We start from the raw sequence: 25,615 nt of genomic DNA on the forward strand, positions 1-25,615 counted from the left end.
ACCCTAGCGACGGGTGCTCAGCCGGTCATGTCCGCCGGGGCGCTGTCGAGCGCGGCCGAGATGGCGGCGACGAGCTCGCGCGCCGACGCCGCGGTCAGCTCGACCGCCACGCGCGCCGAGGGACCCTTCGTGGCCGAGGTCAGGTCGATGTTGAGGGTGTGCTCGGCCATCGCGTGGACGGGGTGGTCGAAGTAGACGCACGCGTCGGTGACGTGGAACCAGGAGCCGTTCGGGCCCTTGGCGCTGCCGTCGACGCCGGTCCGGACCGTGGCGTAGGTGCACATGCGAGAGATCCCCTAGAGGTAGCGGACGAGGAAGTCGGAGATCCGTTCCCAGCCGTCGTTGGCGGCGGCGACGCGGTAGCTCGGCCGGTCGACGGCGAAGAAGGCGTGACCGGCGTCGTCGTAGCGGTGGAACTCGGAGGTCTTGCCGTTCTCGCGCAGCAGCCGCTCCAGCTCGTCGACGGCGGCGGGGGACGGGTGCTTGTCCTCGTTGCCGAACAGGCCGAGCAGCGGGCAGCGCAGCTGTGGCACCCGATCGATCAGGTTGCCCACCGAGATGGGGAAGTCGTCCGGCGTGGGCTCGGTCACGAACGCGCCGTAGCAGTCGATCGCTGCCTGCAGGTCGACGGTGCACCCGGCGAGGACGGCCTGCCGGCCACCGGAGCAGAAGCCGATCGCGCCGACCTTCCCGTTCGCGGTCGGCAGCCGGCGCAGCTGCTCTGCGGCGGCGGCGACGTCGCCGGTGAGCCGTTCGTCGGGCACACCGCCGGCGGCGCGGTTCGCGGCCGCGGCGTCGTCGGCGGCGGCGCCGGGGGCCTCGCGGTAGTGCAGGTTCGGGCAGATCGCGTCGTATCCCAGCTCGGCGAGGCGCCGGACGATCTCCAGCGTGGCCCGGTCGTAACCGGGCATGTGGTGGATCACGACCACGCCGCCGCGGCGGGTCTCGCCGTCGGGCCGGGCGAGGTAGGCCTCGATCTCGTCCCCGTCGTGACCGGCGATGCGGATCGTCTCCGCGCGCAGCGAGTTCCCCATGCCGTCGATGGAAACACACGCCCTACTGTCGACGTGTGCGCCGTGGTGTCCGCCGTCCGCTCGTGGCCCTGGTGGCGCTCGTCCTGGCGCTGGTCGTCGGCTACGTCGCGCGGGGCGCGGACTCCGACGGGGGAGGGGGCGACACGCCGTCCCGCCCGCCCGCGCCGTCGTCGGGAGCGAGCTCGACGCGCTGACCGCGCGTCGTGTCCGGGACCGTCGCCCCGACGGCGCACACTGGGACCCGTGCCCGCCCTCCCCACCGGTGACCCCGCGCCGTCGAACGGTCGGTTGCCGCGCGCCGTCCTGGACCGGGCGCGCGGCGTGCCGTTCGGCATCTACGTGCACGTGCCGTTCTGCCAGGCGAGGTGCGGCTACTGCGACTTCAACACCTACACCGCCACCGAGCTCGGGCCGGGGGTGAGCCGGCTGGGCTACACCGACACCGTGCTGCGCGAGCTGCGGCTGGCCGGCGACGTCCTGACCGACGGTGACGCGCTCGGGGACCGGCTGCCGCCGGTGTCGACGGTGTTCTTCGGCGGTGGCACGCCGACCCTGCTGCCCGCCGAGCACCTGGGCGCGATCCTCGACGAGATCGGCGAGCGCTTCGGGCTCACCGACGACGTCGAGGTGACGACCGAGGCGAACCCCGAGACCGTGACGCCCGCCTACCTCGAGCGGCTGCGCGCGGCGGGGTTCACCCGCATCTCGCTGGGCATGCAGTCGGCGGTGCCGGTCGTGCTGGCCGTCCTGGACCGTCGGCACCGCGCGGGGCGCCCCGAGGAGGCGGTGGCCGAGGCCCGCGCCGCGGGGTTCGAGCACATCAACCTGGACCTCATCTACGGCGCGCCGCACGAGACCGACGCCGACTGGCAGGCCTCCCTCGCCGCAGCGGTCGCCGCCCGGCCCGACCACGTCAGCGCCTACGCCCTGGTCGTCGAGGAGGGCACCGCGCTCGCGCGGCAGGTGGCCCAGGGGATCGTCCCGGCGCCGGACGACGACGTCCTCGCCGACCGCTACGTCATGGCCGACGAGGCGCTGCGGGCGGCCGGGTACGACTGGTACGAGATCTCGAACTGGGCCCGCGGGGACGACGCGCGCTGCCGCCACAACGACCTCTACTGGACGGGCTCGAACTGGTGGGGCCTCGGCCCCGGCGCGCACAGCCACGTCGGCGGTGTGCGGTGGTGGAACGTCAAGCACCCGGTCCGCTACAGCGCGCTGATCGACGCCGGGCAGAGCCCCGCCGCCGGACGCGAGACCCTCGACGACGAGTCGCAGCTGCTCGAACGCGTGATGCTCGGCGTGCGACGCCGCGAGGGGCTCTCCGTCCTGTCGCTGCCGGAGCGGTCCCGCGCGGTCGTCCCGCAGCTGGCGAGCTGGGGGCTCGTCGACCGGTTCGGGATGGACGGCGGGCGCATCGTGCTCACCCAGCGCGGCCGGCTCATGGCCGACGCCGTGGTCAAGGAGCTGCTCGTCGCCTGACCGGCGACGTCAGGGGGACGGCGGCCCGAGCGGGGTGCCGGCGCGGAACGCGTCGAGGTCGAGGATCCGCACGTGCAGCGTGTTGCGGCCCTGCAGGGCGGCGCGCAGCGCGCGGTGCAGGCCGTCCTCGAGGTAGGTCTCGCCGTGCCACAGGACGGCGTGGGGGAACAGGTCCCCGTAGTACGTCGAGTCCTCGTCGAGCAGGTGGTCGAGCTCGAGCTGCCGCTTCGTCGTGGTGAGGTCGTCCAACCGGACGGTGCGCGGCGCGACGTTGGCCCAGTCGCGGGCGGACAGGCCGTGGTCGGGGTAGGGGCGCCCCTCGCGCACGGCCTTGAAAATCACGGACAGCACCCTACGTCACGCCTCGTCCCCGGGTCCGGCTTCGTAGACTGGGCGGCGTGGGAGTCGAGGAGCGCAAGCTCGAGGTGCTGCGCGCGATCGTCGCGGACTACATCGCGACGAGCGAGCCGGTCGGCAGCAAGGGCCTGGTCGACCGGCACAACCTCGGGGTCTCGTCGGCCACGATCCGCAACGACATGGCGGCGCTCGAGGAGGAGGGCCTGATCGTCCAGCCCCACACGAGCGCCGGTCGCGTCCCCACCGACGCGGGGTATCGGCTCTTCGTCGACCGGCTGACCGAGATCAAGCCGCTGTCCAGCGCCGAGCGGCGGGCGATCGCGACGTTCCTCGACGGCGCCGTCGACCTCGACGACGTCCTGCACCGGGCGGTGCGCGCCCTCGCGCAGCTCACCCGTAACGTCGCCGTCGTCCAGTACCCGACGCTCTCGCGCAGCAAGGTGCGCCACCTCGAGCTCGTCATGATCTCCACGACGCGGCTGATGCTCGTGCTGATCACCGACACCGGCCGGGTCGAGCAGCGACTCGTCGACCTGCCCGCACCGACCGCCGAGAGCGCGGTGTACGAGCTGCGGGCCACGCTGAACGCGCGCCTGCGCGACCGCACGCTGGCCGAGACCCCCGAGATCGTGGGCGAGCTGCCGACCCAGGTCGAGCCGTCGCTGCGGGGCCTGCTCGCCACGCTCACGTCGGTGCTGCTGGAGGTGCTGGTCGAGCCCTCCAGCGACCGCATCGTGCTGGGCGGCACGGCCAACCTGAACAATCAGACACTCGACTTCCCGGCGATCCGGCCGGTGCTCGAGGCGCTGGAGGAGCAGGTGGTGCTGCTGCGCCTGCTCGACCAGTCGGTCTCGTCCTCGCCCAACGTGCTCGTGCACATCGGCAACGAGAACGAGCACGAGGGCCTGGTCGGGGCCTCGGTGGTCTCCAGCGGCTACGGGCTGCACGGCGCCGCGGTGGCCGCGGTCGGCGTGCTCGGGCCGCGCCGCATGGACTACGCGTACACCATGGCGCGGGTGGCGGCGGTCGCCCGCTACGTCGGCACGCTGCTCGAGGAGCGCTGAGCCGTACACTGGCACTCGGCATCGTCGAGTGCCAAGACCGCTCTCGAGGACGGAAACTGACTGGTGGCTGACGCTCCCCGCGACTACTACGGGCTGCTCGGCGTCCGCAAGGACGCGACCCCCGAGGAACTCAAGCGCGCGTACCGCAAGCTCGCCCGCGAGCTGCACCCGGACGTCAACCCCGATCCGGCGGCGGCCGACCGCTTCAAGGAGGTCACCGCCGCCTACGAGGTCCTCTCCGACCCCGAGAAGCGTCGCGTCGTCGACCTGGGCGGCGACCCGCTCTCGCAGGGCGCGGCCGGCGGTGGGGCCGCGGGCGGCTTCGGCGGCTTCGGTGGGTTCGGCGACGTCTTCGAGGCCTTCTTCGGCAACGGCGGCCCGATGGGCGGTGGCCGGGGGCGGCGCAGTCGGGTGCGACCGGGTGCCGACGCGCTGCTGCAGCTGTCGCTGACGCTCGACGAGACCGCCTTCGGCGTCCGACGCGAGCTCGCGGTGGAGACCGCCGTGCTCTGCGACACGTGCCACGGCCAGGGCTGCGCGCCCGGGACGTCACCGCGCACCTGCGCCACCTGCGGCGGCGCGGGCGAGATCCAGAGCGTGCAGCGTTCCTTCCTCGGTCAGGTCATGACGACGCGGGCCTGCTCGGCCTGCGGCGGCACCGGCGAGCAGATCCCGTCGCCGTGCCCGACCTGCGGCACCGAGGGACGGGTGCGCGCGCGGCGCACCAAGACCGTCGACGTCCCGGCCGGCATCGAGCACGGGATGCGCATCCGGCTCGCCGGGCAGGGCGAGGTCGGCCCCGGCGGTGGCCCCGCCGGTGACCTGTACATCGAGATCTCCGAGCAGCCGCACGACACGTTCACGCGCGAGGGCGCCGACCTGCACTGCACCATCGGCGTGCCGATGACCTCGGCCGCGCTCGGCAGCGACCTCGTGCTGACCACGCTGGACGGCGAGGAGAAGATCGAGATCCGGGCCGGCAGCCAGAGCGGCGCCGTCCTGCACCTGCGCGGGAAGGGCGTGCCGAAGCTGCGCAGCTCGGTGCGCGGCGACCTCTACGTGCACGTCGAGGTCCGCACGCCGACCCGGCTGGACGAGGAGCAGGAGCGGCTGCTGCGCCAGCTCGCCGACCTGCGCTCCGAGGACGTCTCGGTCTCGTCGCGCAACGCCGGGCTGTTCGGCAAGATGCGCGACGCGTTCCGGCAGTAGCGGACGGGTCGATGACGCCGCCGCTGTTCCTGCTCGACGACATCCCCGACGGCGGTGTCGTCCACCTCAGCGGCGACGAGGGGCATCACGCGGCGAAGGTGAAGCGGGTCCGGGCGGGCGAGGCGGTGCTGGTCGCGGACGGCCGCGGCACCCTGCTGCGCTGCACCGTGCGCACGGTGCTGCCCGACGGCGTGCTGCTGGCGGTCACGAGCCGCGAGCTCGTCGCCGAGGGGCAGCCGCGCCTGGTCGTCGTCCAGGCGCTGCCGAAGGGGGAGCGCGCCGAGCTCGCGGTCGAGATCATGACCGAGCTCGGCGTCGACGAGATCGTGCCGTGGGCGGCGTCGCGCTGCGTCACGCAGTGGCACGGTGCCCGGGGCGAGAAGGCGCTCGCCCGGTGGCGACGCACCGCGGCCGAGGCCGCCAAGCAGAGCCGCCGGCCGCGCACCCCGGCCCTCGGTGCGCTCGCGTCGTCGGCCGACGTCGCGGCGCGGCTGGCGCGCGCGGCGTGCGCCGCCGTCCTGCACGAGGACGCCGTCGACGCCGTCGCCACGATGGCGGTGCCGCTGGTCGGGGAGCTCGTGCTCGTCGTCGGACCGGAGGGCGGGGTCGCCCCCGAGGAGCTCGACGCGTTCGCGGCGGCCGGTGCCCGCACCGTCCGGCTCGGGCCGACCGTCCTGCGGACATCGACCGCCGGCGCGGCCGCGGTGGCGGCGCTGTCCCCGCGGCTCGGTCGCTGGAGCTGACACGCGGTCGTCACGGTTGGCCCCACGCGAGCGCGGTGGTAGGGATCGACCGACCGCGCGTGCGTAGGGCCGAGGCACGCGACCCGACCTCGGGAGAGGGGCACGCTCATGCGGGCAGCTCGTTTCAGCCGGTTCGGCGGACCCGAGGTCCTCGAGATCGTGGACCTGCCCGATCCGCACCCCGGTCCCGGCGAGGTCCGGATCGCGGTCCGCGCGGCCGGGGTCAACGCGAGCGACTGGAAGAAGCGCGCCGGGCTGATGGACGAGCAGCTGCCGCAGACCCTGGGGTACGAGGCGGCGGGTGTCGTCGACGAGCTCGGTGACGGCGTGGCCGACGTGGCCGTCGGCGACCGGGTCTTCGGCTTCTCCGCCGACGGCGCGGCCCAGGCCGAGCTCGCGGTGCTGTCGCACTACGCGCCGATCCCGCCGGCACTCGACTTCGCCGACGTGGCGGCGCTGCCGGCCGCCGTCGAGACCGCGACGCGCGCGCTCGACCAGCTCGGCGTCGACGGCGGCACGCTGCTGGTCAACGGCGCCTCCGGCAGCGTCGGCAGCGCCGCCGTCCAGCTCGCCGTCGCGCGCGGTGCCCGGGTGATCGGCACCGCCGGCCCCGCCAATCACGACTACGTCCGCGCCCTCGGCGCCGGACCGATCGCCTACGGGCCGGGGCTGCGCGACCGCGTGCTCGAGCTCGCGCCCGACGGTGTCGACCGGGCGCTCGACGTCGCCGGCAGCGGGGTGCTGCCCGAGCTCGTCGAGCTCGCGGGCGGCCCCGAGCACGTCGTGACGGTCGCCGACTTCGCGGGGGCGCAGGAGCACGGCGTGACCTTCAGCCGGGGCGACAGCGGCCGCGCGTTGCACGCGCTCGCCGGGATCGGCGCGCTGATCGAGTCCGGCGCGTTCCGACTGCCCCCGGTGCGCACGTTCCCGCTCGCCGACGTCGCCGCGGCGCACCGTCACGGCGAGGCCGGCCAGGTGCGCGGCAAGCTCGTGCTCACCGTCGACTGACGCCGACGCGACGGTTCGGCCCCATCCGGGCGCGGTCGGGCGTCCGGTTGGCCCCATGCCCGCGCGGTCGCGGAGATCGACTGACCGCGCGGGCATGGGGCCAACCCGCGCGGGCATTGGCGTCAGGTGGGCGCGAGCGGCGCGGCGACGAGCTCGACCTCGTAGCCGTCGGTGTTGACGAGGTAGGCGGCGTAGTGGTCCGGGCCACCGGCGAACGGGTGCCGGTCGGCGAACAGCAGCGTCCAGCCATGCTTGGCCGCGGCGGCGGCGAGGTCGTCGACGCGGGCCCGGTCGCCGGCGTGGAACGCCACGTGGTTCAGGCCGGGCCGGTGCCGGTCGTGATGCTCCGCGGCCAGCGCGGGGGACCGTTCGAGCACGACGTAGGTGTCGCCGAGGCGCCAGCTGCGCCCGTCGGGCCATTCCTGGAACGGCTCGTGGCCGAGCTCGGTGAGCAGCCAGCCCCACTCCCGCGTGGCGCGGACGACGTCCGGGACCCACAGCTCGAGGTGGTGCAGGCTGCCGACGGGCGGGGTCATGCCGGGTCTCCGTTCGGTCGCTACCCTCGCGCCATGGCCGAGGACTGTCTGTTCTGCTCGATCGTGGCCGGTGACGTCCCGTCCGCCAAGGTCTACGAGGACGAGCACACGTTCGCGTTCGAGGACGTCAACCCGCAGGCGCCGACCCACGTGCTCGTCGTGCCGCGCACGCACGTGCCCGACATCGTGGCCGCCGGGGCCGACCCGGCGGTCGCCGCGGGTCTGCTCGCCGGCATCCGCGGCACCGCGGCGTCACTCGGGGTCGAGCACTTCCGGACGGTCTTCAACACCGGGGCCGAGGTCGGGCAGAGCGTGTTCCACGTGCACGCGCACCTGCTCGCCGGCCGCCCCCTGGGGTGGCCGCCCGGCTGACCCGGCCGAGACGGGCGAAACGGGTGGCGACGCCGGTACAGTGGAGGCGCCCAGCTTCGCCGACCAGAAAGCTCACGTTGACCGACAGAACCGATGCCGCGCCGACCGCGGATCGCGTGTCCACGACGCTCGTCGTGCCGGGTGAGCAGGCCATGGTGGCCCTCCTCGGCTCGCGGGACGAACTGTTGCGGGTCATCGAGCGGCAGCTCGACAGCGACGTCCACGTCCGCGGGAACGAGATCACCATCACCGGTGCGCCCGCCGACAACGCCAACGCCGTCCGGCTCTTCGAGGAGCTGCTCGCGCTGATCAAGTCCGGCCAGAACCTCACGCCCGACTCCGTCACGCGCGTCTTCGGCATCCTCACCGCCGACTCCGCCGAGCGGCCGGCCGAGGTGCTCAGCCTCAACATCCTGTCGCGGCGCGGCAAGAACATCCGTCCGAAGACGTTGAACCAGAAGCGGTACGTCGACGCCATCGACAAGCACACCGTCGTCTTCGGCATCGGCCCGGCGGGCACGGGCAAGACCTACCTCGCGGTGGCCAAGGCGGTGCAGGCGCTGCTGGCCAAGGAGGTCACCCGCATCATCCTGACGCGGCCCGCGGTCGAGGCGGGCGAGCGGCTCGGCTTCCTGCCCGGCACGCTGTTCGACAAGATCGACCCGTACCTGCGGCCGCTCTTCGACGCCCTGCACGACATGCTCGATCCCGACTCGCTGCCGCGCCTCATGCAGGCGGGGACCATCGAGATCGCGCCGCTGGCCTATATGCGGGGCCGGACGTTGAACGACGCGTTCATCATCCTCGACGAGGCGCAGAACACGACCCCCGAGCAGATGAAGATGTTCCTCACCCGCCTCGGTTTCGGCTCCAAGGTCGTCGTCACCGGCGACGTCACGCAGGTCGACCTGCCCGGCAACACCCGCAGCGGGCTCAAGGTCGTGCGCGACATCCTCGGCGAGGTCGAGGACGTCCACTTCGCCAACCTGACCTCTACCGACGTCGTGCGGCACCGCCTGGTGGGTGAGATCGTCGACGCCTACGAGCGCTTCGACGCGCGCAGCGAGCGCACCTCCCGCACGTCGAACAGCGCACCGAGCTCCCGACGCTGATGTCGGTCGAGGTCAGCAACGAGTCCGGCGCCGAGGCCGACGAGCACGCGCTCGCCGAGCTCGGCCGCTTCGTCCTCGACGCGCTCGGCATCGACCCGCTCGCGGACCTGTCCGTGCTGCTCGTCGACACCGACACCATGGCGGCCCTGCACCAGCAGTGGATGGACCTCCCCGGTCCCACCGACGTCATGGCGTTCCCCATGGACGCCGCGGACGGCGGGGCCGGCGGCATCGTCGAACGCGTCGATCCGTCCGCACCGCCCGGCACCGACGAGAACCCGCGCGAGACGATGCTCGGCGACGTCGTGCTGTGCCCGGCGGTGGCCGCCGACCAGGCCGCGTCCGCGGGGCACTCGACGCAGGCCGAGCTGCACCTGCTGTGCACCCACGGCATCCTGCACCTGCTCGGGTACGACCACGGCGAGGCCGACGAGGAACGCGAGATGTTCGACCTGCAGGCGCAGCTGACGCGCGACTGGACGCGGACGAGCGGTGTCGGACCGATCCGCGCCCCCCTGCCCGGCACGGCCGGAGAGGTGCGGGGGACGGGATGACCGCCGGCGCGGCGATCGCCCTGGTGGTCGCCATCCTGCTCGTCCCGATCGGCGGTCTGTTCGCCTGCGTCGACTCCGCGCTGGCCCGGGTGTCCAAGGCCCGGGTGGACGAGTTCGTGCGCGAGGAGGTCGGCGGCGCCAAGGCGCTCGCGGCGATCGTCGCTGACCGCCCGCGCTACACCAACCTGCTGCTCATGCTGCGGGTGGCGTGCGAGCTCACCGCGACGGTGCTCGTCGCCATCGCCGCGCGCACGGTGTTCGGCACCCGCTGGCCCGTGGCGCTGCTCGTCGTGGTCGTGATGATCGTGATCTCGTACGCGGTGATCGGCGTCGGCCCCCGCACGCTCGGCCTGCAGCACGTCAACCGGGTGGCCCTGACGTCCGCGCCGGCGGTGCGGCTGCTCGGCCGGATGTTCAACCCGCTCGCCGCCCTGCTGACCCTCTTCGGCAACGCCATCACCCCCGGCCGCGGGCTGCGGGACGGGCCGTTCGCCTCCGAGGTTGAGCTGCGCGAACTCGTCGACATGGCCGAGGAGCGCGGTGTCGTCGAGGCCGACGAGCGGCAGATGATCCAGTCGGTGTTCGAGCTCGGCAACACGATCGCACGCGAGGTCATGGTGCCGCGCACCGAGGTCGTGTGGATCGAGAAGGTCAAGTCGGTGCGCCAGGCGCTCGCGCTGGCCCTGCGCAGCGGCTTCTCGCGTGTCCCGGTCGTCGGCGAGAACGCCGACGACGTCGTCGGCGTCGTCTACCTCAAGGACCTCGCCCGCCGGGCGCAGGACACCGAGCGGGCCAGGGGGACGACCGTCGAGGAGGTCATGCGCGCGGTCACTTACGTGCCGGAGTCCAAGCGGGTCGACGCGCTGCTGCGCGAGATGCAGGCAGCGCGCTCGCACATCGCGGTCGTCATCGACGAGTACGGCGGCACCGCCGGGCTGATCACGATCGAGGACATCCTCGAGGAGATCGTCGGCGAGATCACCGACGAGTACGACGTGGAGCGCCCGCCGATCGAGAAGCTCGTCGAGGACGAGCACGAGGTCGCCGCGGCGCGCGTCACCGCCCGCCTCGCCGTCGAGGATCTCGCCGAGCTCTTCGACATCGAGATCCCCCACCGCGACGACGTGGAGACGGTGGGTGGCCTGCTGGCCGAGGCGCTCGGTCGTGTGCCCATCGCCGGGTCGGTCGCCGTCGTCCACGGCTTGGAGCTGCGTGCCGACGAGATCGGTGGCCGTCGCAACCGAGTCGACTCGATCGTGGCCACCCGGGTGGTCGAACCCGGCGGGGACGCCGTCGCCGCCGTCGCCGCCGTCGCCGCCGGGGACGCCGGCCGCGCCGGCGACGCCGACCGTGCCGGCGACACCGGCCGGACCACCGACGAACACGAGACCGCCGCCCCTGCCAGTCGAGGACGCCCATGACCGAGCTCGATCCCGAGGACGCCAAGCTGGTGACCCTCGCCCGTTCGGCCCGCGCCCGCACCGGCGCCGCGCAGGGCGCGGCGGTCCGCGACGCCGACGGCCGCACCTACGTCGCGACGTCGGTCGCGCTGACGTCGCTGCAGCTGTCGGCGCTGCAGGTCGCGGTGGCGATGGCGGTGTCGTCCGGGGCGCCGGGGCTCGAGGCGGCGGTCGTGCTCGGCGAGGATCCGGCCGACGACGCCGGTACCGCCGCGGTGCGCGACGTCTCGGCCGACGCTGCGGTGCTGCGCGCGGGGCCCGACGGCACCCTGCGCTGATTCTGCGCGGAGTCGCGCAAAATCAGGCGGGCAGGCGCCCGGCGGCCAGTGCCGGCAACGCGTCGCGCGCCGCTGCCCACGCGGTGGTCGCGGTGTCGATAAGGGTGAAGTGGTCGCCCTCGGTCGTCCGCAGGGCGGCGTGGCCGCCCGCGTCGCGGGCCGCCGCCACGTACGCCCTGCTCTGCGCGTAGGGCACGTTCGCGTCGGCCTTCGCGTGCAGGCACAGGACCGGGGCGGCGAGCGGCACCTGCGTGATCGGGTCGGCGACCCGGTAGCGCTCCGGCACCGCGGTGGGCTCGCCGCCGACGAACTGCTGCGGGGCGCCGTCGCCGACGCCGGTGCGGGCGGCGGTCGCGAGGTCGAGCACGCCGGCCTGCGAGACGACACCCGCGAGCGTGACCGCCGGCCGCGCGCCGGGATCGTCCGCGCGCAGCCCGGCGCGCCCCGCCGCCCACACGGCGAGCTGGCCGCCCGCGGAGTGCCCGACCGCGACGACGGCCGCCGTGTCGAGATCGAGGTCGAGGTCGAGGTCGCCGAGCCTGTCGATGCCCGCCGCGACGTCGCGCAGCGTGGTCGGCCATCCGCCGCCGTCGCCGACCCGGCGGTACTCGAGGTTCCACGTCGCCCACCCGTGCGCGGCCAGGTCCGTGGCCAGTGGCCGGCCCAGCGACAGGTCGTACTGCGCCCGCCAGAACCCGCCGTGGATCACGACCACGACGCCGCGGGGCGCGCCACCGGGCAGGGTGAGCTCGCCGAACTGGGACGGGTCGTCGCCGTAGGCGATCCGCTTCGGGGTCACCCCCGCATCCTGCCCCGTCGACGGCGTGTGGCGCGTGCCGGCACCCGAGCCCGTGCACCCCGCGAGCGCGCCCAGCGCGGCGGCACCCAGGAAGGCGCGGCGGGTCGGCATGCCGGCAATCGTGTCATCGCCGGGTGGGAGGATGGACGTCATGGTCTTCCGCTCCGGCTTCTGCTCGCTCGTCGGGCGTCCCAACGCCGGCAAGTCGACCCTGACGAACGCCCTCGTCGGCAGCAAGATCGTCATCACCAGCGACAAGCCGCAGACCACCCGGCACGCCGTGCGCGGCATCGTCACGCGCGACGACGCGCAGCTCGTGCTCGTCGACACCCCGGGCCTGCACCGGCCCCGCACGCTGCTCGGCGAGCGCCTGAACGACGTCGTCCGCTCCACCCTCGCCGAGGTCGACGTCGTCGGCTTCTGCGTGCCGGCGAACGAGCGGCTCGGCCCCGGCGACCGCTACATCGCCGCCGAGCTCGCCGCGCTGCGCGCACCCGTGGTCGCCGTCGTCACCAAGACCGACGTCGCGAGCAAGCGGCAGGTGGCCGAGCAGCTGCTCGCGGTCACGGGGCTCGGCGACGAGCACGGCGGCTTCGCCGACGTCGTCCCGGTCTCCGCGGTGGCCGGCGACCAGATCGACCTGCTCGCCGGCGTGCTGGCCGGGCACCTGCCCGAGGGGCCGCTGCTCTACCCCGACGACGTCACCACCGACAACGACACCGAGAGCCGCATCGCCGAGCTGGTGCGCGAGGCCGCGCTCGAGGGCGTGCACGACGAGCTCCCGCACTCGATCGCGGTCACCATCGACGAGATCCGCCGCCGCGAGTCGGGGTTGCAGGAGGTCTTCGCGACCATCCACCTCGAGCGCGACAGCCAGAAGGGCATCGTCATCGGGTTCAAGGGGTCGCGGCTCAAGCACATCGGCACGACCGCGCGGCGCGGCGTCGAGGCGCTGCTGGGCGAGAAGGTGCACCTCGCCCTGCACGTCGCGGTCGAGCGCGAGTGGCAGCGCGATCCGAAGAAGCTGGACCGGCTGGGCTTCTAGATGCTCGACGTCTACCGGGCGGTGTTCCGGACGCCGGGTACCGCCTCGTTCTGCGTCGCCGCCTGGGTGATGCGGCTGCCCATCGCCATGTACCCCATCGGCCTGGTCCTCATCGTGTCCGCGCGCGACGGCCGCTACGGCTTCGCCGGCGTGTTGAGCGGCGTGTACGTCATCGCCAACGGCGCCGGCAACCCGGCGCTCGCCCGGCTCAGCGACCGGCTGGGGCAGCGGCGGCTGCTCGTCCCCACGTCGCTCGTCCACGTCGCGGCCACCGTGACCGCCGCCGCCGCGGTCACGGCGCGCTGGCCCGACGGCGTCCTCGTCGCGGCCACCGCTGTGTGCGGTTTCGCCTTCCTGTCGGTCGGCTCGCTGGTGCGGGCCCGGTGGTCCTACGTCCTCGCCGGCCGCCCCGAGGTCCACACCGCCTACTCGCTCGAGTCGACGCTCGACGAGACGATCTTCGTGCTCGGCCCGCTGGTGGCCACCCTCGTCGCCACGCAGGTGGAACCGGTGCTCGTGCTGTACCTGGGCGCGGCCTTCGTGCTCGCCGGCGCGGTGTGGCTGGCCTCGCTGCGCGACTCCGAGCCACCGGCCAAGCGCGTCGGGGGGCAGCGCACCGCCGTGCTCGAACGCGGCATGCCCCTGCTCACGCTCGTCACCGTGGCGATGGGCGGGATCTTCGCCAGCGCCGAGGTCACGATCGTGGCGTTCTGCGGTCAGCACGGCTCCCGCGGCCTGAGCGGCGCCGTGCTCGCCGCGTTCGCCGCCGGCAGTGCCACCGCCGGGTTCCTCTACGGTGCGCGCCGCTGGCACGCACCGCTGCTGGACCGGTTCAGGCTGCAGGCCGTCGTGTTGGGCGTCCTGCCGCCGGTGTTCCTGCTCGCCACGAACGTCGGGGTCCTCGCGGCCTGCGCCTACGTCGTCGGTGCCGGGATCGCGCCGACGCTCACGACCGCGTTCGGGCTCGTCGAGCAGCTGGTGCCGGCCGCCGCCCTCACCGAGGGGCTGGCGTGGCTGGTGACGGGGCTCAGCGTCGGTTACGGCGCCGGCGCCTCGCTGGTCGGTGGCGTCGCCGACGCGCACGGCGCGCGCTGGGCCTTCCTCGTCACCGTCGGCGCCGGGCTGGCGATGACGGCGCTCGCCGTCGCGCTGCACGCCCGGCTGCGACCGGGCGGCCGGGTCGCCGGTGTCGGGCACGCCACCGATGCCGCGGCGGCGTCGCAACCGGCCGCTGTCGGTGGTCGGTGCGACGATTGAGTCGTGCCGCTCTTCCGTGACGAGGCGGTCGTCCTGCGGGTGCACAAGCTCGGCGAGGCCGACCGCATCGTCACCATGCTCACCCGCCGCCACGGGCGGGTCCGCGCCGTCGGCAAGGGGGTGCGCCGCACGTCGTCGCGCTTCGGCGCACGGCTCGAGCCGGGCAGCCACGTGGACGTCCAGCTCTACAGTCGGCTGCCCGAGGGGCAGGCCTCGCCCGGCGGCCGGCGCGGGCTCGACGTCGTCCAGCAGACCGAGTCGCTCGACGCGTTCGGCGCCCGCATCGCCCACGACTACGGCCGGTGGACGGCGCTGTCGGCGATCTGCGAGACCGCAGAACGGTTGACCGAGGAAGGCGAGCCGGCGCTCCGCCTCTACCTGCTCGTCGTGGGCGCGCTCCGCGCGCTCGTCGTCGGCGAGCACGACCCGGCGCTCGTGCTCGACGCCTTCTTCATCCGGGCCATGGCCGGCGCGGGCTGGGAGCCGGCGCTCCGCGAGTGTGCGCAGTGCTCGGCCCCCGGCCCCCACGTCGCCTTCAACGTCGCCGCCGGCGGCGCGGTGTGCGACGGCTGCCGGCCGGCGGGCTCGGCCCGCCCGACCCCGGCGTCGGTCGAGCTGATGGTGGCGCTGCTCGGCGGTGACTGGCCGGTCGCCGACGCCAGCGGCCCCGGGCCGCGTCGCGAGGCGAGCGGGCTCATCGCCGCCCACCTGCAGTGGCACCTCGAACGCGGCCTGCGCTCGCTGCCGCTCGTCGACCGGGTGTGAGACCCGCCCGACCGGACTCTCGCGGCCGACCGGCGACTTTCGCAGCCGACTGGCGACTTTCGCAGCCAACCGGCGACTTTCGCAGCCGACTGGCGACTTTCGCAGCCGACTGGCGACTTTCGCGGCCATTGGCGAGCTATAGCTCGCCAGTCGGGCCGGAAGTCGCCAGTCGGCGAGGGGAGTCGCCAGTCGGCCGCGAAGGAGCAGGACCGGTCAGTAGTAGGTGATGTCCCAGTGGCTGCCCTCGTCGCAGTAGACGTTGCCCGAGGCGGCGCGCCACTGCGGGTAGCCGTCGCCGCGGTCGGCGATGCGGGTGAAGCTGCCGGTGATGTAGCCGTTGATGCAGCTGTTCTTGGAGATGTCGATCTTGTAGCCGTTGTAGTGGCTGTAGGTGCCGCTGGCGTGACCCACCTCGGTGCCGCCGCTGATGTTGATGGCGCAGCCGCTGGCCCGCTTGAGCGTGACCGCGCCGTCGACCGTGCTCTGGTTGATCTGCTCGTAGGACGTGCACGTCGAGTTCGACCGCGTGGTGCAGCCCCCCGACGACGAGTGCGTGATGCCGGCCGCCGACAGCTGTGAGGCCGCCTGGGCCTGCGACAGCTTGGTGACGGCGAGCGCGTCGGGGGCGAGCGCGAGGCCGCCGGTGACGGCGAGCGCTGCGGCCGAGCCGAGCGTGAGGACGCGGGTGCGGAGTGCGGGGCGGGGGATCGAGATCGTCATGCGGGCACGCTATCGCGACAAAGCGTCGAATCGGGATGTTCCGGGCACGGCATTCGCTCACCGGACGACGGATAATCTGTCGCGATGAGCGCCGCCCCCCGTCCGCCCGCCGGCGCGAGCTGGCCCGATCCGCCGCCCCACCCCTCGGGGGCGCGGCCGCCGGCGATCCCGGCCGAGCTGGTGCCGCGGCACGTCGCGATCGTCATGGACGGCAACGGGCGCTGGGCCCATGCCCGCGGGCTGTCGCGCACCGAGGGGCATCGGGCCGGCGAGGCCAGCCTGATGGACGTCCTGCACGGCGCCATCGAGCTCGGCGTCGGGACGGTCTCGGCCTACGCGTTCTCCACCGAGAACTGGCGTCGCTCGCCGGAGGAGGTCCGCTTCCTCATGGGGTTCAACAAGGACGTCATCCGGCGCCGCCGTGACGAGCTGGCCGCGCTGGGCATCCGCATCCGCTGGGCGGGGCGGCGGCCGCGGTTGTGGCGCAGCGTCATCAGCCAGCTCGAGGACGCCGAGCAGTACACCCGCGACAACGACCGGCTCACGCTGCAGTTCTGCGTGAACTACGGCGGCCGCGCCGAGCTCGTCGACGCCGTCCGCGCGCTCAGCCGCGAGGTCCAGGCGGGTCGGCTGAACCCGGCGAAGATCGACGAGCGGACGATCGAGCGCTACCTCGACGAGCCAGGCCTCCCCGACGTCGACCTGTTCATCCGCAGCTCCGGCGAGCAGCGGACCTCGAACTTCCTGCTCTGGCAGTCGGCGTACGCCGAGCTGGCGTTCATCGACACCCCGTGGCCGGACTTCGACCGGCGACACCTGTGGCAGGCGTGCCTGGACTACGCGAAGCGCGACCGGCGCTTCGGGGCGGCGGGCCCGGTCGCGCCGGTCGTCGTGGCCGGGCCGGACGATCCGACGCCGGGGGCGGCGCCGTGATCGCGTTGACCCACTTCGAGACCGACGCGCCGGACTTCGAGTCGCGGGCGGGCACGGCGCTCGCGGCGCTGGCCGCGCGACCGGGCTATCGCCGCGGCAGCCTGGGCCGCTCCACGGACGACACGCGGGCGTGGGTGCTGCTGACCGAGTGGGAGGACGTCGGCTCCTACCGCCGCGCGCTCGGCAACTACGAGGTCAAGCTGCACGCGACTCCGTTGCTCGCCGAGGCCCGCGACCTGCCGGGCGGCTTCGAGGCCCTGCTGGACGCCGCCCCCGGCGGTGTCGTGGTGGCCCGGGCGAGCGACCGCGAGCCCGGCTGGTGACGGCGCCCGGCGCGCGGCTGGGCGCGGCCTGGACCCGCTCGATGCGTCGGCTGCGGCCGTCGTGGGTCACCGACGACGTGCTCTTCGGGCTGCGGTGGGGGCTCGTCGGGGTATGGGTCTTCGCCCTGGCCTGGCAGATCTTCGTGCTCGACGGCGTCCCCTGGCTGCGCTCGGACCTGCTGCTGTGGATCGCCGCGCTGCTGCTGGCGTGCAGCATCGGCCGTCGCTCGGTGTTCACCGTCCTCATCGACTTCCTGCCCTTCGCCGCGGTGCTCGTCGCCTACGACTACCTGCGCGGCTTCGCCGACACGATGGGCATGCCGACCTGGTGGCACCCGCAGCTCGAGGTCGACCGGTTCCTGTTCGCCGGGCACGAGCCGACCGTCTGGCTGCAGGAGCACCTGAAGTACCCGCAGCCGCGGTGGTGGGACGTCCTCGTCTCGCTGTGCTACTTCTCGTTCTTCTTCCTGCCCTACGTCACCGCCGGCGTGCTCTGGCTGCGCAGCCGGGCCGGCTTCTACCGGTGGTCGCTGCGCTTCGTGGCGACGTCGTTCGTGGGCTTTGCGTTGTTCGCGCTCGTCCCCGCCGCGCCCCCGTGGGCGGCCGCGAACTGCAGCGCCGCCGAGGTGGCCGGTCATCCGTCGGCGCCGGACTGCATGCACCACGGCAAGTCCTACGACGGCGGCCTGCTCGGCGCCTTCACCACGCACCGCTTCGGTGCCGGCGAGTACGTCGAGCGCCTCTCCGGACGCGGCTTCGCCGAACTGCATCTGAATCTCGCCGCGAACGTCGTCCGGGTGGGGCAGACGAGCGTGGACGAGGTCGCGGCCGTGCCGTCGCTGCACCTCGGCGGCACCATGCTGTTCGTCCTGTTCCTGTGGCCCCGCGTGCGGCGGTGGTGGCGCCCGCTGCTGGTCGCGTACCCGCTGCTGATGACCTTCTCGTTGGTGTACTCGGCCGAGCACTACGTGTCGGACTGCCTGGCCGGGGCGCTCGTGGCCGTCGGTGTCCACCTCGCCGCGAACCGGATCGAGCGGTGGCGAGCCGGCCGCCGGGACGTCGATACGCTGGAGGGATGCCAGCCCTCGACCTCGCCAGCGCCGTCAAGAGAAACGACGCCGTCGTCAACCTGAGCAAGCGACGCGGCTTCGTCTTCCCCTCCAGCGAGATCTACGGCGGCACCCGCTCGGCGTGGGACTACGGCCCCCTCGGTGTCGAGCTCAAGGAGAACGTTCGCCGGCAGTGGTGGAAGGCGGTCGTCCAGGGTCGCGACGACGTCGTGGGTCTGGACTCGGCGGTCATCCTGTCGACCGACGTGTGGCGCGCGTCGGGCCACCTCGACGTGTTCACCGATCCGCTGATCGAGTGCCTGAACTGTCACAAGCGGCACCGCGCCGACCAGCTCGAGGAGGCCTACGAGGGCAAGCACGGCCGGGCGCCGGAGAACGGCCTGGCCGACATCCCATGCCCGGACTGCGGCACCCGCGGCCGGTGGACCGAGCCGCGCGACTTCAACATGATGCTGAAGACGTTCCTCGGACCCGTTGAGTCGGACGAGAACGTGCACTATCTGCGGCCGGAGACCGCGCAGGGCATCTTCGTGAACTTCCTCAACGTCCTCAACACCTCGCGACGCAAGCCGCCGTTCGGCATCGCGCAGACGGGCAAGAGCTTCCGCAACGAGATCACGCCGGGCAACTTCATCTTCCGCACCCGCGAGTTCGAGCAGATGGAGATGGAGTTCTTCGTCCAGCCCGGCACGGACGACGAGTGGCACGAGTACTGGCTGGAGCAGCGCTGGGACTGGTACGTGGGCCTCGGCATCGACCCCGCGAACCTGCGCCGCTTCGAGCACCCGCAGGAGAAGCTCAGCCACTACTCAAAGCGGACGGTCGACATCGAGTACGCGTTCGGGTTCGGCGGCTCGCAGTTCGCCGAGCTCGAGGGCATCGCGAACCGCACCGACTTCGACCTCGCGACGCACTCGAAGCACTCCGGCACCGATCTGAGCTACTTCGACCAGGCCGCCAACGAGCGATGGACGCCCTACGTCATCGAGCCCGCCGCCGGGCTGACTCGCGCCGTCCTCGCGTTCCTGCTCGACGCATACCACGAGGACGAGGCCCCCAACGCCAAGGGCGTCATGGAGAAGCGCACCGTGCTGAAGCTCGACCGCCGGCTGGCGCCGTTCAAGGCCGCCGTGCTGCCGCTCTCGCGCAACACCGACCTCTCGCCCAAGGCGCGCGAGCTCGCGGCCACGCTTCGGCGGAACTGGAACGTCGACTTCGACGATGCCCAGGCGATCGGGCGTCGCTACCGCCGCCACGACGAGATCGGAACGCCGTTCTGCGTCACCGTCGACTTCGACACCCTCGACGACGACGCGGTGACCGTGCGCGAGCGCGACTCGATGACCCAGGAGCGGATCTCGCTGGACCGGGTCGAGGGCTATCTGGCGGGGCAGCTGCTCGGGTGCTGACGATGTGTACGCTTGGTGTATGACGCGCACCAACATCGAACTCGACGACCGCTTGGTGCAGAACGTCATGCGCCGCTACGGCGTGAAGACCAAGCGCGAAGCAGTCGACGTCGCCTTGCGGCGCGCGTCAATCGAGCCCATGACCGTCGAAGAGATGCTGGCGATGCAGGGCACTGGTTGGGGCGACGGCGAGCTCGAGCTGGAGGACGTGCGCCCGGGCTACGTGCCCTGGGACGACTGATGCTCCTGATCGATTCGTCAGCGTGGATCGAGTACTTGCGTCGGGACGACACCTCGGCCAGTGAGGCGGTGCGGGCTGCCATCCGAGATCAGCAGGCCGCAGTGACCGACGTGGTCCTGCTGGAAGTGCTCGGCGGCACTACGAGTTCGGCACGGCTCGAACGCTGGCAGCGGCTGATGGCGGGATGTGCCTATCTCGAGCAGCGCCCGCGCGAGGATGTCGAGACCGCGGCCGACTTGTATCGGCGTTGTCGTAGTCGTGGGAAGACGCCGAGGGCACTCAACAATTGCCTGCTTGCAGCGGTAGCGATACGGGTGAATCTGCCGGTGCTGCACCGCGACCGAGACTTCGACGTGTTGGCCCGGCACACACCTCTGCAGGTGGTGGCGGCATGACCGTGCTGGCCGCCGCGCCGTTGCGCTACTCCGAGCGGGTGGCGGCGGCCGTTCCCGTCGTCCTCGCCCCGATGGCGGGCATCACCAACACTGCCTTCCGGCGGTTGTGCCGCGAGCAGATGGGCGACACCCCCGGCCTGTTCGTCAGCGAGATGATCACGACGCGCGCGCTGGTGGAGCGCAATCCCAAGACGCTGCAGCTGATCGAGTTCCGGCCCGACGAGAGCCCGCGCTCCATGCAGCTCTACGGCGTCGACCCGGCCGTGGTCGGCGCGGCGGTGCGGATGATCGTCGACGAGGACCTCGCCGACCACGTCGACCTCAACTTCGGCTGCCCGGTCCCGAAGGTCACGCGCAAGGGCGGGGGAGCGGCCCTGCCGTGGCGCATCGGGCTCTTCGACGACATCGTGCGTGCCGCCGTCCGTGAGGCGCGCGGCCTGCCCGTCACCGTCAAGATGCGGGTGGGCATCGACGCCGAGCACCATACGTTCCGCGAGGCAGGGCTCCGCGCGCAGGACGCCGGGGTCCGCCACGTCGCCCTGCACGGGCGTACCGCGTTGGAGTACTACGGCGGTCACGCCGACTGGGACCGCATCGCCGAGCTCGTCGAGCTGCTCGACATCCCGGTGCTGGGCAACGGCGACGTCTGGGAGGCCGACGACGCCGTCCGCATGGTGGCCGAGACCGGCTGCGCGGGCGTGGTCGTCGGGCGCGGCTGCCTCGGCCGGCCGTGGCTGTTCGCCGACCTCGCCGCCGCCTTCGCCGGTCGCGCCGAGCGGGTACGGCCCGGGCTGCGGCTCGTCGCCGCGACCATGCGCCGCCACGCCGGGCTGCTGGCGGACTGGCAGGGCGAGCAGCGGGGCGTGACCGAGTTCCGCAAGCACGTGGCCTGGTACCTCAAGGGCTTCGCCGTGGGCGGCGAGCTGCGGCGATCGCTCGCGATGACCTCGACGCTGGCCGAGCTCGACGACGAGCTCGCCCGCCTCGACCTCGACCAGCCCTTCCCCGAGGTCGTGCTCGGCCAGCCGCGCGGGCGCACGACGGCGGGCCGCTCGGTCTCGTTGCCCGAGGGCTGGCTGGCGACCCGGGACTCCCGGGCGGTGCCGGCGGGCGCGGAGGTCGAAGGCAGCGGCGGCTGACCGGCCGGCCCCGGCGCGATCAGCTCGGGGCCGGGTCGGCGGCGTGTCGGCGGGCGAGGTCGGCCGCCAGCTCGGCGACCCGCCGGCGTGCCTCGGGCGGGTCCAGAACCTCGACGTGGTCGCCGAACTGCAGCAGCTGACGCACACCCTCGACGCTCTCGTACGCGACGGTCACCAGCTGTCGGTCGTCCTCGACCCGCCCCTCGTCGACCAGCCGCGAGCCGAGGACCCGGCGGGCCAGGTCGAGGCGGTCGGCGCGCAGCCACGCGCGCACGCGGACGTTCCCGCGATCGTCGGACCGCGCGCGTAGGGCCTCCCAGACGCTCGCGAGGGTCTGCCCCGCGCGCGGACGCGACGGCTCGCTCGTCAGCTCGTAGGACGTCAGCCGGGCGAGTGCGAACAGGCGCGGGGCGCCGGCGACGTCGGCCACCAGGTACCAGCGTCCCGCCTTGGCGGCGAGCCCGTAGGGGTCGACGAGCTCGCGGGTCGGCGCGGGCTCGCCGCTGCGGCGGTAGGCGATCCGCAGCCGGCGACCGAGCCGCAACGCCTCGGCGAGGTCGGCGGCGTCGGTGGCGCCGCGTGGCTGCGTCCACCCGGCGTTGTCGACGACGACGAGATCGGCCAGCGAGGCCCCCGGCCCCGGTGGGGCCCCGCGCGCGGCGAGCTTGCGCCCGGCCTGCTCCGCGGCGGCGTGCAGGCCGAGCTGGGCCAGCCGGTCGCGGTCGAGGCCGGTGAGGCGCAGCGCCTCGATCTCGCCGGGATCGAGGTGGGCGGCGTTGAGGCGGGCGCCGGCGAGCAGGACGATGCCGCCGTGCCGCCCCCGTTCGGCGTACACCGGGACGCCGGCGGCGGCGAGCGACGCCACGTCGCGCAGCACGGTCCGGCGCGAGACCTCGAGCCGCCGCGCCAGCTCGGCCGTCGTCGTGCGCTGGTGGGTCTGCAGCAGCAACAACAGGGACAGCAACCGGGACGACTTCACGCCACGATCCTGCGCGAAAAGGTGACGGAAGCTGTCGTGATTCCGCGGTGTCGTGGACCGGTCAGCGCACCTCGACCCCCAGGAGACCGATCGTGCCCGCACCCAACCTGTTCCTCGTGTACGTGCAGGACGCCCGGGCGGCGACCGCGTTCTACGGCGAGCTGTTCGGCATCGCCCCGACGTTCACCAGCCCCCGCTACGTCGCCTTCGAGGTCGCGCCGGGGGTGCTGTTCGCGGTGTGGACGGGCCACCGCGAGCACGCCACCCCGGCGACGCCACGGACGAGCGAGGTCGGCCTGATGGTCACCGGGGGCGCTGCCGAGGTCGACGCGATCCACGACCGGTGGGTGGCCACCGGCGTGACGGTCATCGAGGAGCCGCACGACGACGTGTTCGGTCGGACGTTCGTGATCGCCGACCCCGACGGCAACCTGGTGCGCGTGTCGCCCGTGGACTGACCCGGCCCGTGCGCTCAGGACGGGTCGGCCGCGGTCTCCCGCTCGTCGTCGGAGTCGGAGCTGTCGTCGTCGCCGCGGTCGGACTCGGCCGCGCCCGAGTCGGCGCCGCCGTCCTCGTCCGCCTCGGCTGCGACGTCCTCCGGATTCGGGATCTCGCTCTCGCCGGTGACCGCCGTGCCGGTGTAGAGGCCGTCGTCGGGGTCGAAGTCGATCGTGGACCGGTCGACGAGCACGGAGTCGTCCTCGTCCTCGTAGCCGGTCTTCGACGACTCGCCTTCGGCCCCGTCGCGGTCGCCGCCGTCCTCGTCCGCACCTCGCGATGCGTCCTCGTCGGACGCATCGTTGCCCGACGCGGTCTCGTTCGGCGCGGTCTCGTTCGACTCGCTCTCGGCCGAGCCCTCGGCCGGTCGGCCGGGGCCCGGGCGGGGGCGGTCGTCGTCAGGCTCGGAATCCACGGTGATCTCCGTCCGTCTCGAACGCGGGTGGTTACGGGAACGCGGGAACGCGGTCCTCGAGAGCCTGCTTGTCGGCCTTCTCCTGCGCCGACATCTCGTAGGGGCCGGGCTTGGGCCGGGGGCCGCCGCCGGGGAAGGCCAGCCGCAGGATGGTGCGCTGCACCGTGCCCCACTGCTTGCGCAGCGGCCCGGTGTTGTACGGCAGGCCGTAGCGCTCGCAGATCTCGCGCACCCGCGGTGCGATCTGCTGGTAGCGCGAGCTCGGCATGTCCGGGAAGAGATGGTGCTCGACCTGGTAGGAGAGGTTGCCGCTCATGATGTGGAACAGCGGGCCGCCGTCGATGTTGGCGGCGCCGATCATCTGCCGGACGTACCACCCGCCCCGGGTCTCGTTCGCGACCTCCTCCTCGGTGAACATGAAGGTCTGGTCGGGGAAGTGGCCGCAGAAGATGATGACGTTCGACCACACGTTGCGCACGACGTTGGCGACGGCGTCGGCGACGAGCGTCGCCTTGAACGCGCCGCGCGCGGCGGCCTCGGCGTCCCCGCCCGACGAGAGCGCGACGGCGGCGTTCGCGCCGGCACTGATGCCGGGGTAGGCGATGTAGTCCTTGAGGATCTGACGACGCGCCTTGACGCCGATGGCCTTGAGCTCCTGCCAGACCTGCTTGCGGGACTTCTGCCCGCTCTTGATCTGTTCGAAGTCGAGGTCGTGCAGCGCGACCCCCCACTCGAAGAGCGCCATCAGGATCACGTTGCCGATGGGCTGGAAGAGGTAGCCCGGCTTCCACGGCTGGCGCGGGTCGACCCGGAAGATCTCGTACCCGACGTCCTTGTCCTTGCCGATGACGTTCGTATAGGTGTGGTGGACGTAGTTGTGCGAGTGCTTCCACGCGGCCGCGGGGGAGGCGGTGTCCCAGTCCCACGTCGAGGAGTGGATGTTCGGGTCGTTCATCCAGTCCCACTGGCCGTGCATGACGTTGTGGCCGATCTCCATGTTCTCGAGGATCTTGGCCACCGACAGCGCCGCCGTGCCCGCGACCCAGGCGGGCTTGAAGCGCGAGAAGAGCAGCAGGCCGCGCGACGCCGCGACGAGCCGGCGTTGCAGCTTGATCATGTTGCGGATGTAGCCGGCGTCGACGTCGCCGAGCTCGGCGAACACCTCGTCGTGGAGGGCGTCGAGCTCCTTGCCCAGGCTCTCCAGCTGCTCCTCGGACAATGTGTACAGCGGGTTGTTCTCGTCGTAGGGCATGGAACTCCTCATCCGTTCGGGTGGTGCGTGCTCACAGGTCGATCTCGACGTGCCCCTCGGGGGCGTTGATGCAGACTCGGATCATCTGGCCGTTCGCGTTCTCGACGTTGCCGGTGCGGATGTCGCGCACGGCGCCGTCCTGCAGCCGGCCGACGCAGGTGTGGCAGATGCCCATGCGACAGCCGAAGGCGAGGTCGACGCCGGCCTCCTCGCCGCCGACGAGGATGGAGACGCCGGGGCCGCACTCGCCCTGGGCGTCCGACACGCGGTAGTGGACGGTGCCGCCGGAGCCGTCGCCGCCCCCGTTGCCGATGACGGGCTGGAAGCGTTCGGTATGCAGGCGGTCGACGACGTCCTCGGCCTCGAAGCGCTCCTCGACGGCGTCGATCAGCTCGCGCGGGCCGGACAGGAAGGTGTGGCGCTCGCGCCAGTCGGGGCAGTGCCGGTCGAGGTCGTCGGCACCGAGGCGGTCCTCGTGCTCGGTGTGGACCTCGATGAGCCGGTACCCTTCGCGGCGGTCGGCGAGGTCGCGCAGCATCGTGCCGAAGATCATCTCGTCCTTGGTGCGGCTGCTGTGCACGTGGACGACCTCGCCCTCGCGCCCCATGCGGTCGCGCCGGTCGAGCTCGCGCAGCATGCTCATGATCGGGGTGATGCCGCTGCCGGCCGAGACGAACAGCAGCTGCTCGGGCAGCGGATCGGGCAGGGTGAACTCGCCCTCGATGTCGCCGAGGTACACCCGTTGCCCGGCACGGACCCGGCCGTTGAAGACCGGTGACACCGTGCCGCCCTCGGTGTCCTTCACCGTGACGCTCAGCAGCCCGTCGGGATGGTCGGGGTCGGAGGTGATGGAGTACGCCCGCCAGTGCCGGATGCCGTCGATCTCCAGGCCGATGCGCAGGTACTGGCCGGACAGGTGCGGCTCGACGACGAAGTTCGGCTTGACGACGACGGTGGTGGCGCCACCGGCCTCCTGCTGCGTGCGCACGATCGTCCCGGTGAGCTCGCGGGTGGACCAGGTGGGGCGAACCAGGGCGAAGTAGTCGTCGGGCAGCAAGGGACTGGTCAGCACGCGGCCGATCCGCGACACCTGGCGCCGTACGAACGACACCTTGGGCGTGGCTCCGGTCTCGACCATGGGGCTCCCGTCGTCGTGCTCGGCCGAC

Annotated in this window: 32 protein-coding genes; 22 read left to right on the top strand and 10 right to left on the bottom strand. The window is 72.8% G+C overall.

The annotated features are described in order from the left end of the window. Positions 1-17: 17 nt before the first annotated feature. Together BUE29_RS10535 and BUE29_RS10540 are read right to left on the bottom strand one after the other, a co-directional pair. Complete coding sequence (locus BUE29_RS10535) at positions 18-284, bottom strand: DUF6295 family protein (protein ID WP_073389858.1); 267 nt, start codon at positions 282-284, stop codon at positions 18-20. Between the two features lie 12 nt (positions 285-296). Beyond that, positions 297-1,034, bottom strand: a complete 738-nt coding sequence (locus BUE29_RS10540; RefSeq protein WP_073389861.1) for a dienelactone hydrolase family protein — start codon at positions 1,032-1,034, stop codon at positions 297-299. A gap of 35 nt (positions 1,035-1,069) precedes the next feature. Here BUE29_RS10540 and BUE29_RS22485 point away from each other — a divergent pair, with 35 nt between their 5' ends. Together BUE29_RS22485 and hemW are read left to right on the top strand one after the other, a co-directional pair. Continuing rightward, on the top strand, positions 1,070-1,228 hold the full coding sequence (locus tag BUE29_RS22485) for a hypothetical protein (protein WP_159440862.1): 159 nt from the start codon (positions 1,070-1,072) through the stop codon (positions 1,226-1,228). Between the two features lie 40 nt (positions 1,229-1,268). Further along, positions 1,269-2,516, top strand: a complete 1,248-nt coding sequence (gene hemW, locus BUE29_RS10545; protein WP_407657327.1) for a radical SAM family heme chaperone HemW — start codon at positions 1,269-1,271, stop codon at positions 2,514-2,516. Between the two features lie 9 nt (positions 2,517-2,525). On the opposite strand, the gene BUE29_RS10550 is transcribed toward hemW, so the two are convergent. Continuing rightward, positions 2,526-2,858, bottom strand: coding sequence for a type II toxin-antitoxin system VapB family antitoxin (locus BUE29_RS10550; protein WP_073391050.1), 333 nt, complete (start codon positions 2,856-2,858; stop codon positions 2,526-2,528). 56 nt (positions 2,859-2,914) lie between these two features. Between BUE29_RS10550 and hrcA the strand changes: the two genes are divergently transcribed. The 4 genes from hrcA (at position 2,915) to BUE29_RS10570 (ending at position 6,897) form a co-directional block, all read left to right on the top strand. After that, complete coding sequence (hrcA, locus tag BUE29_RS10555) at positions 2,915-3,937, top strand: heat-inducible transcriptional repressor HrcA (RefSeq protein ID WP_073389866.1); 1,023 nt, start codon at positions 2,915-2,917, stop codon at positions 3,935-3,937. Positions 3,938-4,000: 63 nt separating this feature from the next. Further along, on the top strand, positions 4,001-5,146 hold the full coding sequence (gene dnaJ, locus BUE29_RS10560; protein ID WP_073389869.1) for a molecular chaperone DnaJ: 1,146 nt from the start codon (positions 4,001-4,003) through the stop codon (positions 5,144-5,146). Positions 5,147-5,157: 11 nt separating this feature from the next. After that, on the top strand, positions 5,158-5,889 hold the full coding sequence (locus BUE29_RS10565) for a 16S rRNA (uracil(1498)-N(3))-methyltransferase (RefSeq protein WP_073389872.1): 732 nt from the start codon (positions 5,158-5,160) through the stop codon (positions 5,887-5,889). A gap of 108 nt (positions 5,890-5,997) precedes the next feature. Further along, a complete protein-coding gene (locus BUE29_RS10570; protein WP_073389875.1) occupies positions 5,998-6,897 on the top strand; it encodes an NADP-dependent oxidoreductase in 900 nt (299 codons plus the stop codon). 122 nt (positions 6,898-7,019) lie between these two features. On the opposite strand, the gene BUE29_RS10575 is transcribed toward BUE29_RS10570, so the two are convergent. Next, on the bottom strand, positions 7,020-7,433 hold the full coding sequence (locus BUE29_RS10575) for a VOC family protein (protein WP_073389878.1): 414 nt from the start codon (positions 7,431-7,433) through the stop codon (positions 7,020-7,022). A gap of 33 nt (positions 7,434-7,466) precedes the next feature. Here BUE29_RS10575 and BUE29_RS10580 point away from each other — a divergent pair, with 33 nt between their 5' ends. The 5 genes from BUE29_RS10580 to BUE29_RS10600 all read left to right on the top strand — a co-directional run bounded on the left by BUE29_RS10580 (position 7,467) and on the right by BUE29_RS10600 (position 11,209). Continuing rightward, positions 7,467-7,805, top strand: a complete 339-nt coding sequence (locus BUE29_RS10580; protein WP_073389880.1) for an HIT domain-containing protein — start codon at positions 7,467-7,469, stop codon at positions 7,803-7,805. Between the two features lie 116 nt (positions 7,806-7,921). Then, the gene (locus BUE29_RS10585; protein ID WP_234971418.1) at positions 7,922-8,917 is read left to right on the top strand and encodes a PhoH family protein; all 996 of its coding nucleotides are present in this window, start codon (positions 7,922-7,924) and stop codon (positions 8,915-8,917) included. Then, the gene (ybeY, locus tag BUE29_RS10590) at positions 8,917-9,471 is read left to right on the top strand and encodes an rRNA maturation RNase YbeY (RefSeq protein WP_073389885.1); all 555 of its coding nucleotides are present in this window, start codon (positions 8,917-8,919) and stop codon (positions 9,469-9,471) included. Before BUE29_RS10585 ends, ybeY begins: the two co-directional genes overlap by 1 nt. Next, positions 9,468-10,892 carry a hemolysin family protein gene (locus tag BUE29_RS10595; protein ID WP_073389888.1) on the top strand — a complete coding sequence of 475 codons (1,425 nt, stop codon included), beginning with the start codon at positions 9,468-9,470 and terminating at the stop codon, positions 10,890-10,892. Before ybeY ends, BUE29_RS10595 begins: the two co-directional genes overlap by 4 nt. Further along, positions 10,889-11,209 carry a cytidine deaminase gene (locus tag BUE29_RS10600; RefSeq protein ID WP_073389891.1) on the top strand — a complete coding sequence of 107 codons (321 nt, stop codon included), beginning with the start codon at positions 10,889-10,891 and terminating at the stop codon, positions 11,207-11,209. The genes BUE29_RS10595 and BUE29_RS10600 overlap by 4 nt, the downstream gene beginning before the upstream one ends. Before the next feature lie 22 nt (positions 11,210-11,231). Here BUE29_RS10600 and BUE29_RS10605 read toward each other — a convergent pair whose 3' ends face one another. Further along, complete coding sequence (locus BUE29_RS10605; RefSeq protein ID WP_084180954.1) at positions 11,232-12,119, bottom strand: alpha/beta hydrolase family protein; 888 nt, start codon at positions 12,117-12,119, stop codon at positions 11,232-11,234. A 31-nt stretch (positions 12,120-12,150) separates the two neighbouring features. Here BUE29_RS10605 and era point away from each other — a divergent pair, with 31 nt between their 5' ends. Genes era through recO form a run of 3 tightly spaced genes read left to right on the top strand, consistent with a single transcriptional unit; the run spans position 12,151 to position 15,075 of the window. Next, positions 12,151-13,053 carry a GTPase Era gene (gene era / locus BUE29_RS10610; RefSeq protein WP_073389894.1) on the top strand — a complete coding sequence of 301 codons (903 nt, stop codon included), beginning with the start codon at positions 12,151-12,153 and terminating at the stop codon, positions 13,051-13,053. Next, the gene (locus tag BUE29_RS10615; RefSeq protein ID WP_073389897.1) at positions 13,054-14,310 is read left to right on the top strand and encodes an MFS transporter; all 1,257 of its coding nucleotides are present in this window, start codon (positions 13,054-13,056) and stop codon (positions 14,308-14,310) included. 3 nt (positions 14,311-14,313) lie between these two features. After that, entirely contained in the window at positions 14,314-15,075 is a 762-nt protein-coding gene (gene recO / locus BUE29_RS10620) for a DNA repair protein RecO (protein WP_073389899.1), read from the top strand. A gap of 213 nt (positions 15,076-15,288) precedes the next feature. On the opposite strand, the gene BUE29_RS10625 is transcribed toward recO, so the two are convergent. Next, on the bottom strand, positions 15,289-15,795 hold the full coding sequence (locus BUE29_RS10625) for a hypothetical protein (RefSeq protein WP_073389902.1): 507 nt from the start codon (positions 15,793-15,795) through the stop codon (positions 15,289-15,291). Positions 15,796-15,879: 84 nt separating this feature from the next. Here BUE29_RS10625 and BUE29_RS10630 point away from each other — a divergent pair, with 84 nt between their 5' ends. From BUE29_RS10630 to dusB, 7 genes are read left to right on the top strand one after another with little or no spacing between them, the layout of a single operon-like run. After that, positions 15,880-16,728, top strand: coding sequence for an isoprenyl transferase (locus BUE29_RS10630; RefSeq protein WP_073389904.1), 849 nt, complete (start codon positions 15,880-15,882; stop codon positions 16,726-16,728). Beyond that, positions 16,725-17,051 carry an antibiotic biosynthesis monooxygenase gene (locus tag BUE29_RS10635; protein WP_073389907.1) on the top strand — a complete coding sequence of 109 codons (327 nt, stop codon included), beginning with the start codon at positions 16,725-16,727 and terminating at the stop codon, positions 17,049-17,051. Before BUE29_RS10630 ends, BUE29_RS10635 begins: the two co-directional genes overlap by 4 nt. Then, entirely contained in the window at positions 17,048-18,184 is a 1,137-nt protein-coding gene (locus BUE29_RS10640) for a phosphatase PAP2 family protein (protein ID WP_143168123.1), read from the top strand. The genes BUE29_RS10635 and BUE29_RS10640 overlap by 4 nt, the downstream gene beginning before the upstream one ends. Further along, on the top strand, positions 18,127-19,530 hold the full coding sequence (locus BUE29_RS10645) for a glycine--tRNA ligase (RefSeq protein WP_073389910.1): 1,404 nt from the start codon (positions 18,127-18,129) through the stop codon (positions 19,528-19,530). The genes BUE29_RS10640 and BUE29_RS10645 overlap by 58 nt, the downstream gene beginning before the upstream one ends. Before the next feature lie 19 nt (positions 19,531-19,549). Next, positions 19,550-19,771 carry a type II toxin-antitoxin system VapB family antitoxin gene (locus BUE29_RS10650; protein WP_143168124.1) on the top strand — a complete coding sequence of 74 codons (222 nt, stop codon included), beginning with the start codon at positions 19,550-19,552 and terminating at the stop codon, positions 19,769-19,771. After that, positions 19,771-20,166 (top strand): type II toxin-antitoxin system VapC family toxin, encoded by a 396-nt coding sequence (vapC, locus tag BUE29_RS10655; RefSeq protein ID WP_073389921.1) that lies wholly within the window; start codon positions 19,771-19,773, stop codon positions 20,164-20,166. Before BUE29_RS10650 ends, vapC begins: the two co-directional genes overlap by 1 nt. After that, positions 20,163-21,305: a tRNA dihydrouridine synthase DusB gene (dusB, locus tag BUE29_RS10660; RefSeq protein ID WP_073389923.1), complete on the top strand. Its 1,143-nt coding sequence runs from the start codon at positions 20,163-20,165 to the stop codon at positions 21,303-21,305. The genes vapC and dusB overlap by 4 nt, the downstream gene beginning before the upstream one ends. Positions 21,306-21,324: 19 nt before the next feature. Here dusB and BUE29_RS10665 read toward each other — a convergent pair whose 3' ends face one another. After that, a complete protein-coding gene (locus BUE29_RS10665; protein WP_073389926.1) occupies positions 21,325-22,284 on the bottom strand; it encodes a helix-turn-helix transcriptional regulator in 960 nt (319 codons plus the stop codon). A gap of 92 nt (positions 22,285-22,376) precedes the next feature. Between BUE29_RS10665 and BUE29_RS10670 the strand changes: the two genes are divergently transcribed. Then, positions 22,377-22,742: a VOC family protein gene (locus tag BUE29_RS10670; RefSeq protein WP_073391056.1), complete on the top strand. Its 366-nt coding sequence runs from the start codon at positions 22,377-22,379 to the stop codon at positions 22,740-22,742. Positions 22,743-22,756: 14 nt separating this feature from the next. Here the strand turns inward: BUE29_RS10670 and BUE29_RS10675 are convergent, their stop codons facing one another. From BUE29_RS10675 to BUE29_RS10685, 3 genes are read right to left on the bottom strand one after another with little or no spacing between them, the layout of a single operon-like run. Then, on the bottom strand, positions 22,757-23,197 hold the full coding sequence (locus BUE29_RS10675) for a hypothetical protein (protein WP_073389929.1): 441 nt from the start codon (positions 23,195-23,197) through the stop codon (positions 22,757-22,759). A 31-nt stretch (positions 23,198-23,228) separates the two neighbouring features. Beyond that, positions 23,229-24,449 carry a fatty acid desaturase family protein gene (locus tag BUE29_RS10680; RefSeq protein ID WP_073389932.1) on the bottom strand — a complete coding sequence of 407 codons (1,221 nt, stop codon included), beginning with the start codon at positions 24,447-24,449 and terminating at the stop codon, positions 23,229-23,231. A gap of 31 nt (positions 24,450-24,480) precedes the next feature. Continuing rightward, positions 24,481-25,587 (bottom strand): ferredoxin reductase, encoded by a 1,107-nt coding sequence (locus BUE29_RS10685; RefSeq protein WP_073391058.1) that lies wholly within the window; start codon positions 25,585-25,587, stop codon positions 24,481-24,483. Between the last annotated feature and the right edge of the window lie 28 nt (positions 25,588-25,615).

Source organism: Jatrophihabitans endophyticus, from assembly GCF_900129455.1.
GTDB lineage: Bacteria > Actinomycetota > Actinomycetes > Mycobacteriales > Jatrophihabitantaceae > Jatrophihabitans > Jatrophihabitans endophyticus.

Coding starts and splice junctions, on each gene's coding strand:
- BUE29_RS10535 (WP_073389858.1), bottom strand. CDS start 284: ATGTGCACCTACGCCACGGTCCGGACCGGCGTCGACGGCAGCGCCAAG.
- BUE29_RS10540 (WP_073389861.1), bottom strand. CDS start 1,034: ATGGGGAACTCGCTGCGCGCGGAGACGATCCGCATCGCCGGTCACGAC.
- BUE29_RS10565 (WP_073389872.1), top strand. CDS start 5,158: ATGACGCCGCCGCTGTTCCTGCTCGACGACATCCCCGACGGCGGTGTC.
- BUE29_RS10570 (WP_073389875.1), top strand. CDS start 5,998: ATGCGGGCAGCTCGTTTCAGCCGGTTCGGCGGACCCGAGGTCCTCGAG.
- BUE29_RS10575 (WP_073389878.1), bottom strand. CDS start 7,433: ATGACCCCGCCCGTCGGCAGCCTGCACCACCTCGAGCTGTGGGTCCCG.
- BUE29_RS10580 (WP_073389880.1), top strand. CDS start 7,467: ATGGCCGAGGACTGTCTGTTCTGCTCGATCGTGGCCGGTGACGTCCCG.
- ybeY (WP_073389885.1), top strand. CDS start 8,917: ATGTCGGTCGAGGTCAGCAACGAGTCCGGCGCCGAGGCCGACGAGCAC.
- BUE29_RS10595 (WP_073389888.1), top strand. CDS start 9,468: ATGACCGCCGGCGCGGCGATCGCCCTGGTGGTCGCCATCCTGCTCGTC.
- BUE29_RS10600 (WP_073389891.1), top strand. CDS start 10,889: ATGACCGAGCTCGATCCCGAGGACGCCAAGCTGGTGACCCTCGCCCGT.
- BUE29_RS10605 (WP_084180954.1), bottom strand. CDS start 12,119: ATGCCGACCCGCCGCGCCTTCCTGGGTGCCGCCGCGCTGGGCGCGCTC.
- era (WP_073389894.1), top strand. CDS start 12,151: ATGGACGTCATGGTCTTCCGCTCCGGCTTCTGCTCGCTCGTCGGGCGT.
- BUE29_RS10615 (WP_073389897.1), top strand. CDS start 13,054: ATGCTCGACGTCTACCGGGCGGTGTTCCGGACGCCGGGTACCGCCTCG.
- BUE29_RS10625 (WP_073389902.1), bottom strand. CDS start 15,795: ATGACGATCTCGATCCCCCGCCCCGCACTCCGCACCCGCGTCCTCACG.
- BUE29_RS10630 (WP_073389904.1), top strand. CDS start 15,880: ATGAGCGCCGCCCCCCGTCCGCCCGCCGGCGCGAGCTGGCCCGATCCG.
- BUE29_RS10645 (WP_073389910.1), top strand. CDS start 18,127: ATGCCAGCCCTCGACCTCGCCAGCGCCGTCAAGAGAAACGACGCCGTC.
- BUE29_RS10650 (WP_143168124.1), top strand. CDS start 19,550: ATGACGCGCACCAACATCGAACTCGACGACCGCTTGGTGCAGAACGTC.
- vapC (WP_073389921.1), top strand. CDS start 19,771: ATGCTCCTGATCGATTCGTCAGCGTGGATCGAGTACTTGCGTCGGGAC.
- dusB (WP_073389923.1), top strand. CDS start 20,163: ATGACCGTGCTGGCCGCCGCGCCGTTGCGCTACTCCGAGCGGGTGGCG.
- BUE29_RS10680 (WP_073389932.1), bottom strand. CDS start 24,449: ATGCCCTACGACGAGAACAACCCGCTGTACACATTGTCCGAGGAGCAG.
- BUE29_RS10685 (WP_073391058.1), bottom strand. CDS start 25,587: ATGGTCGAGACCGGAGCCACGCCCAAGGTGTCGTTCGTACGGCGCCAG.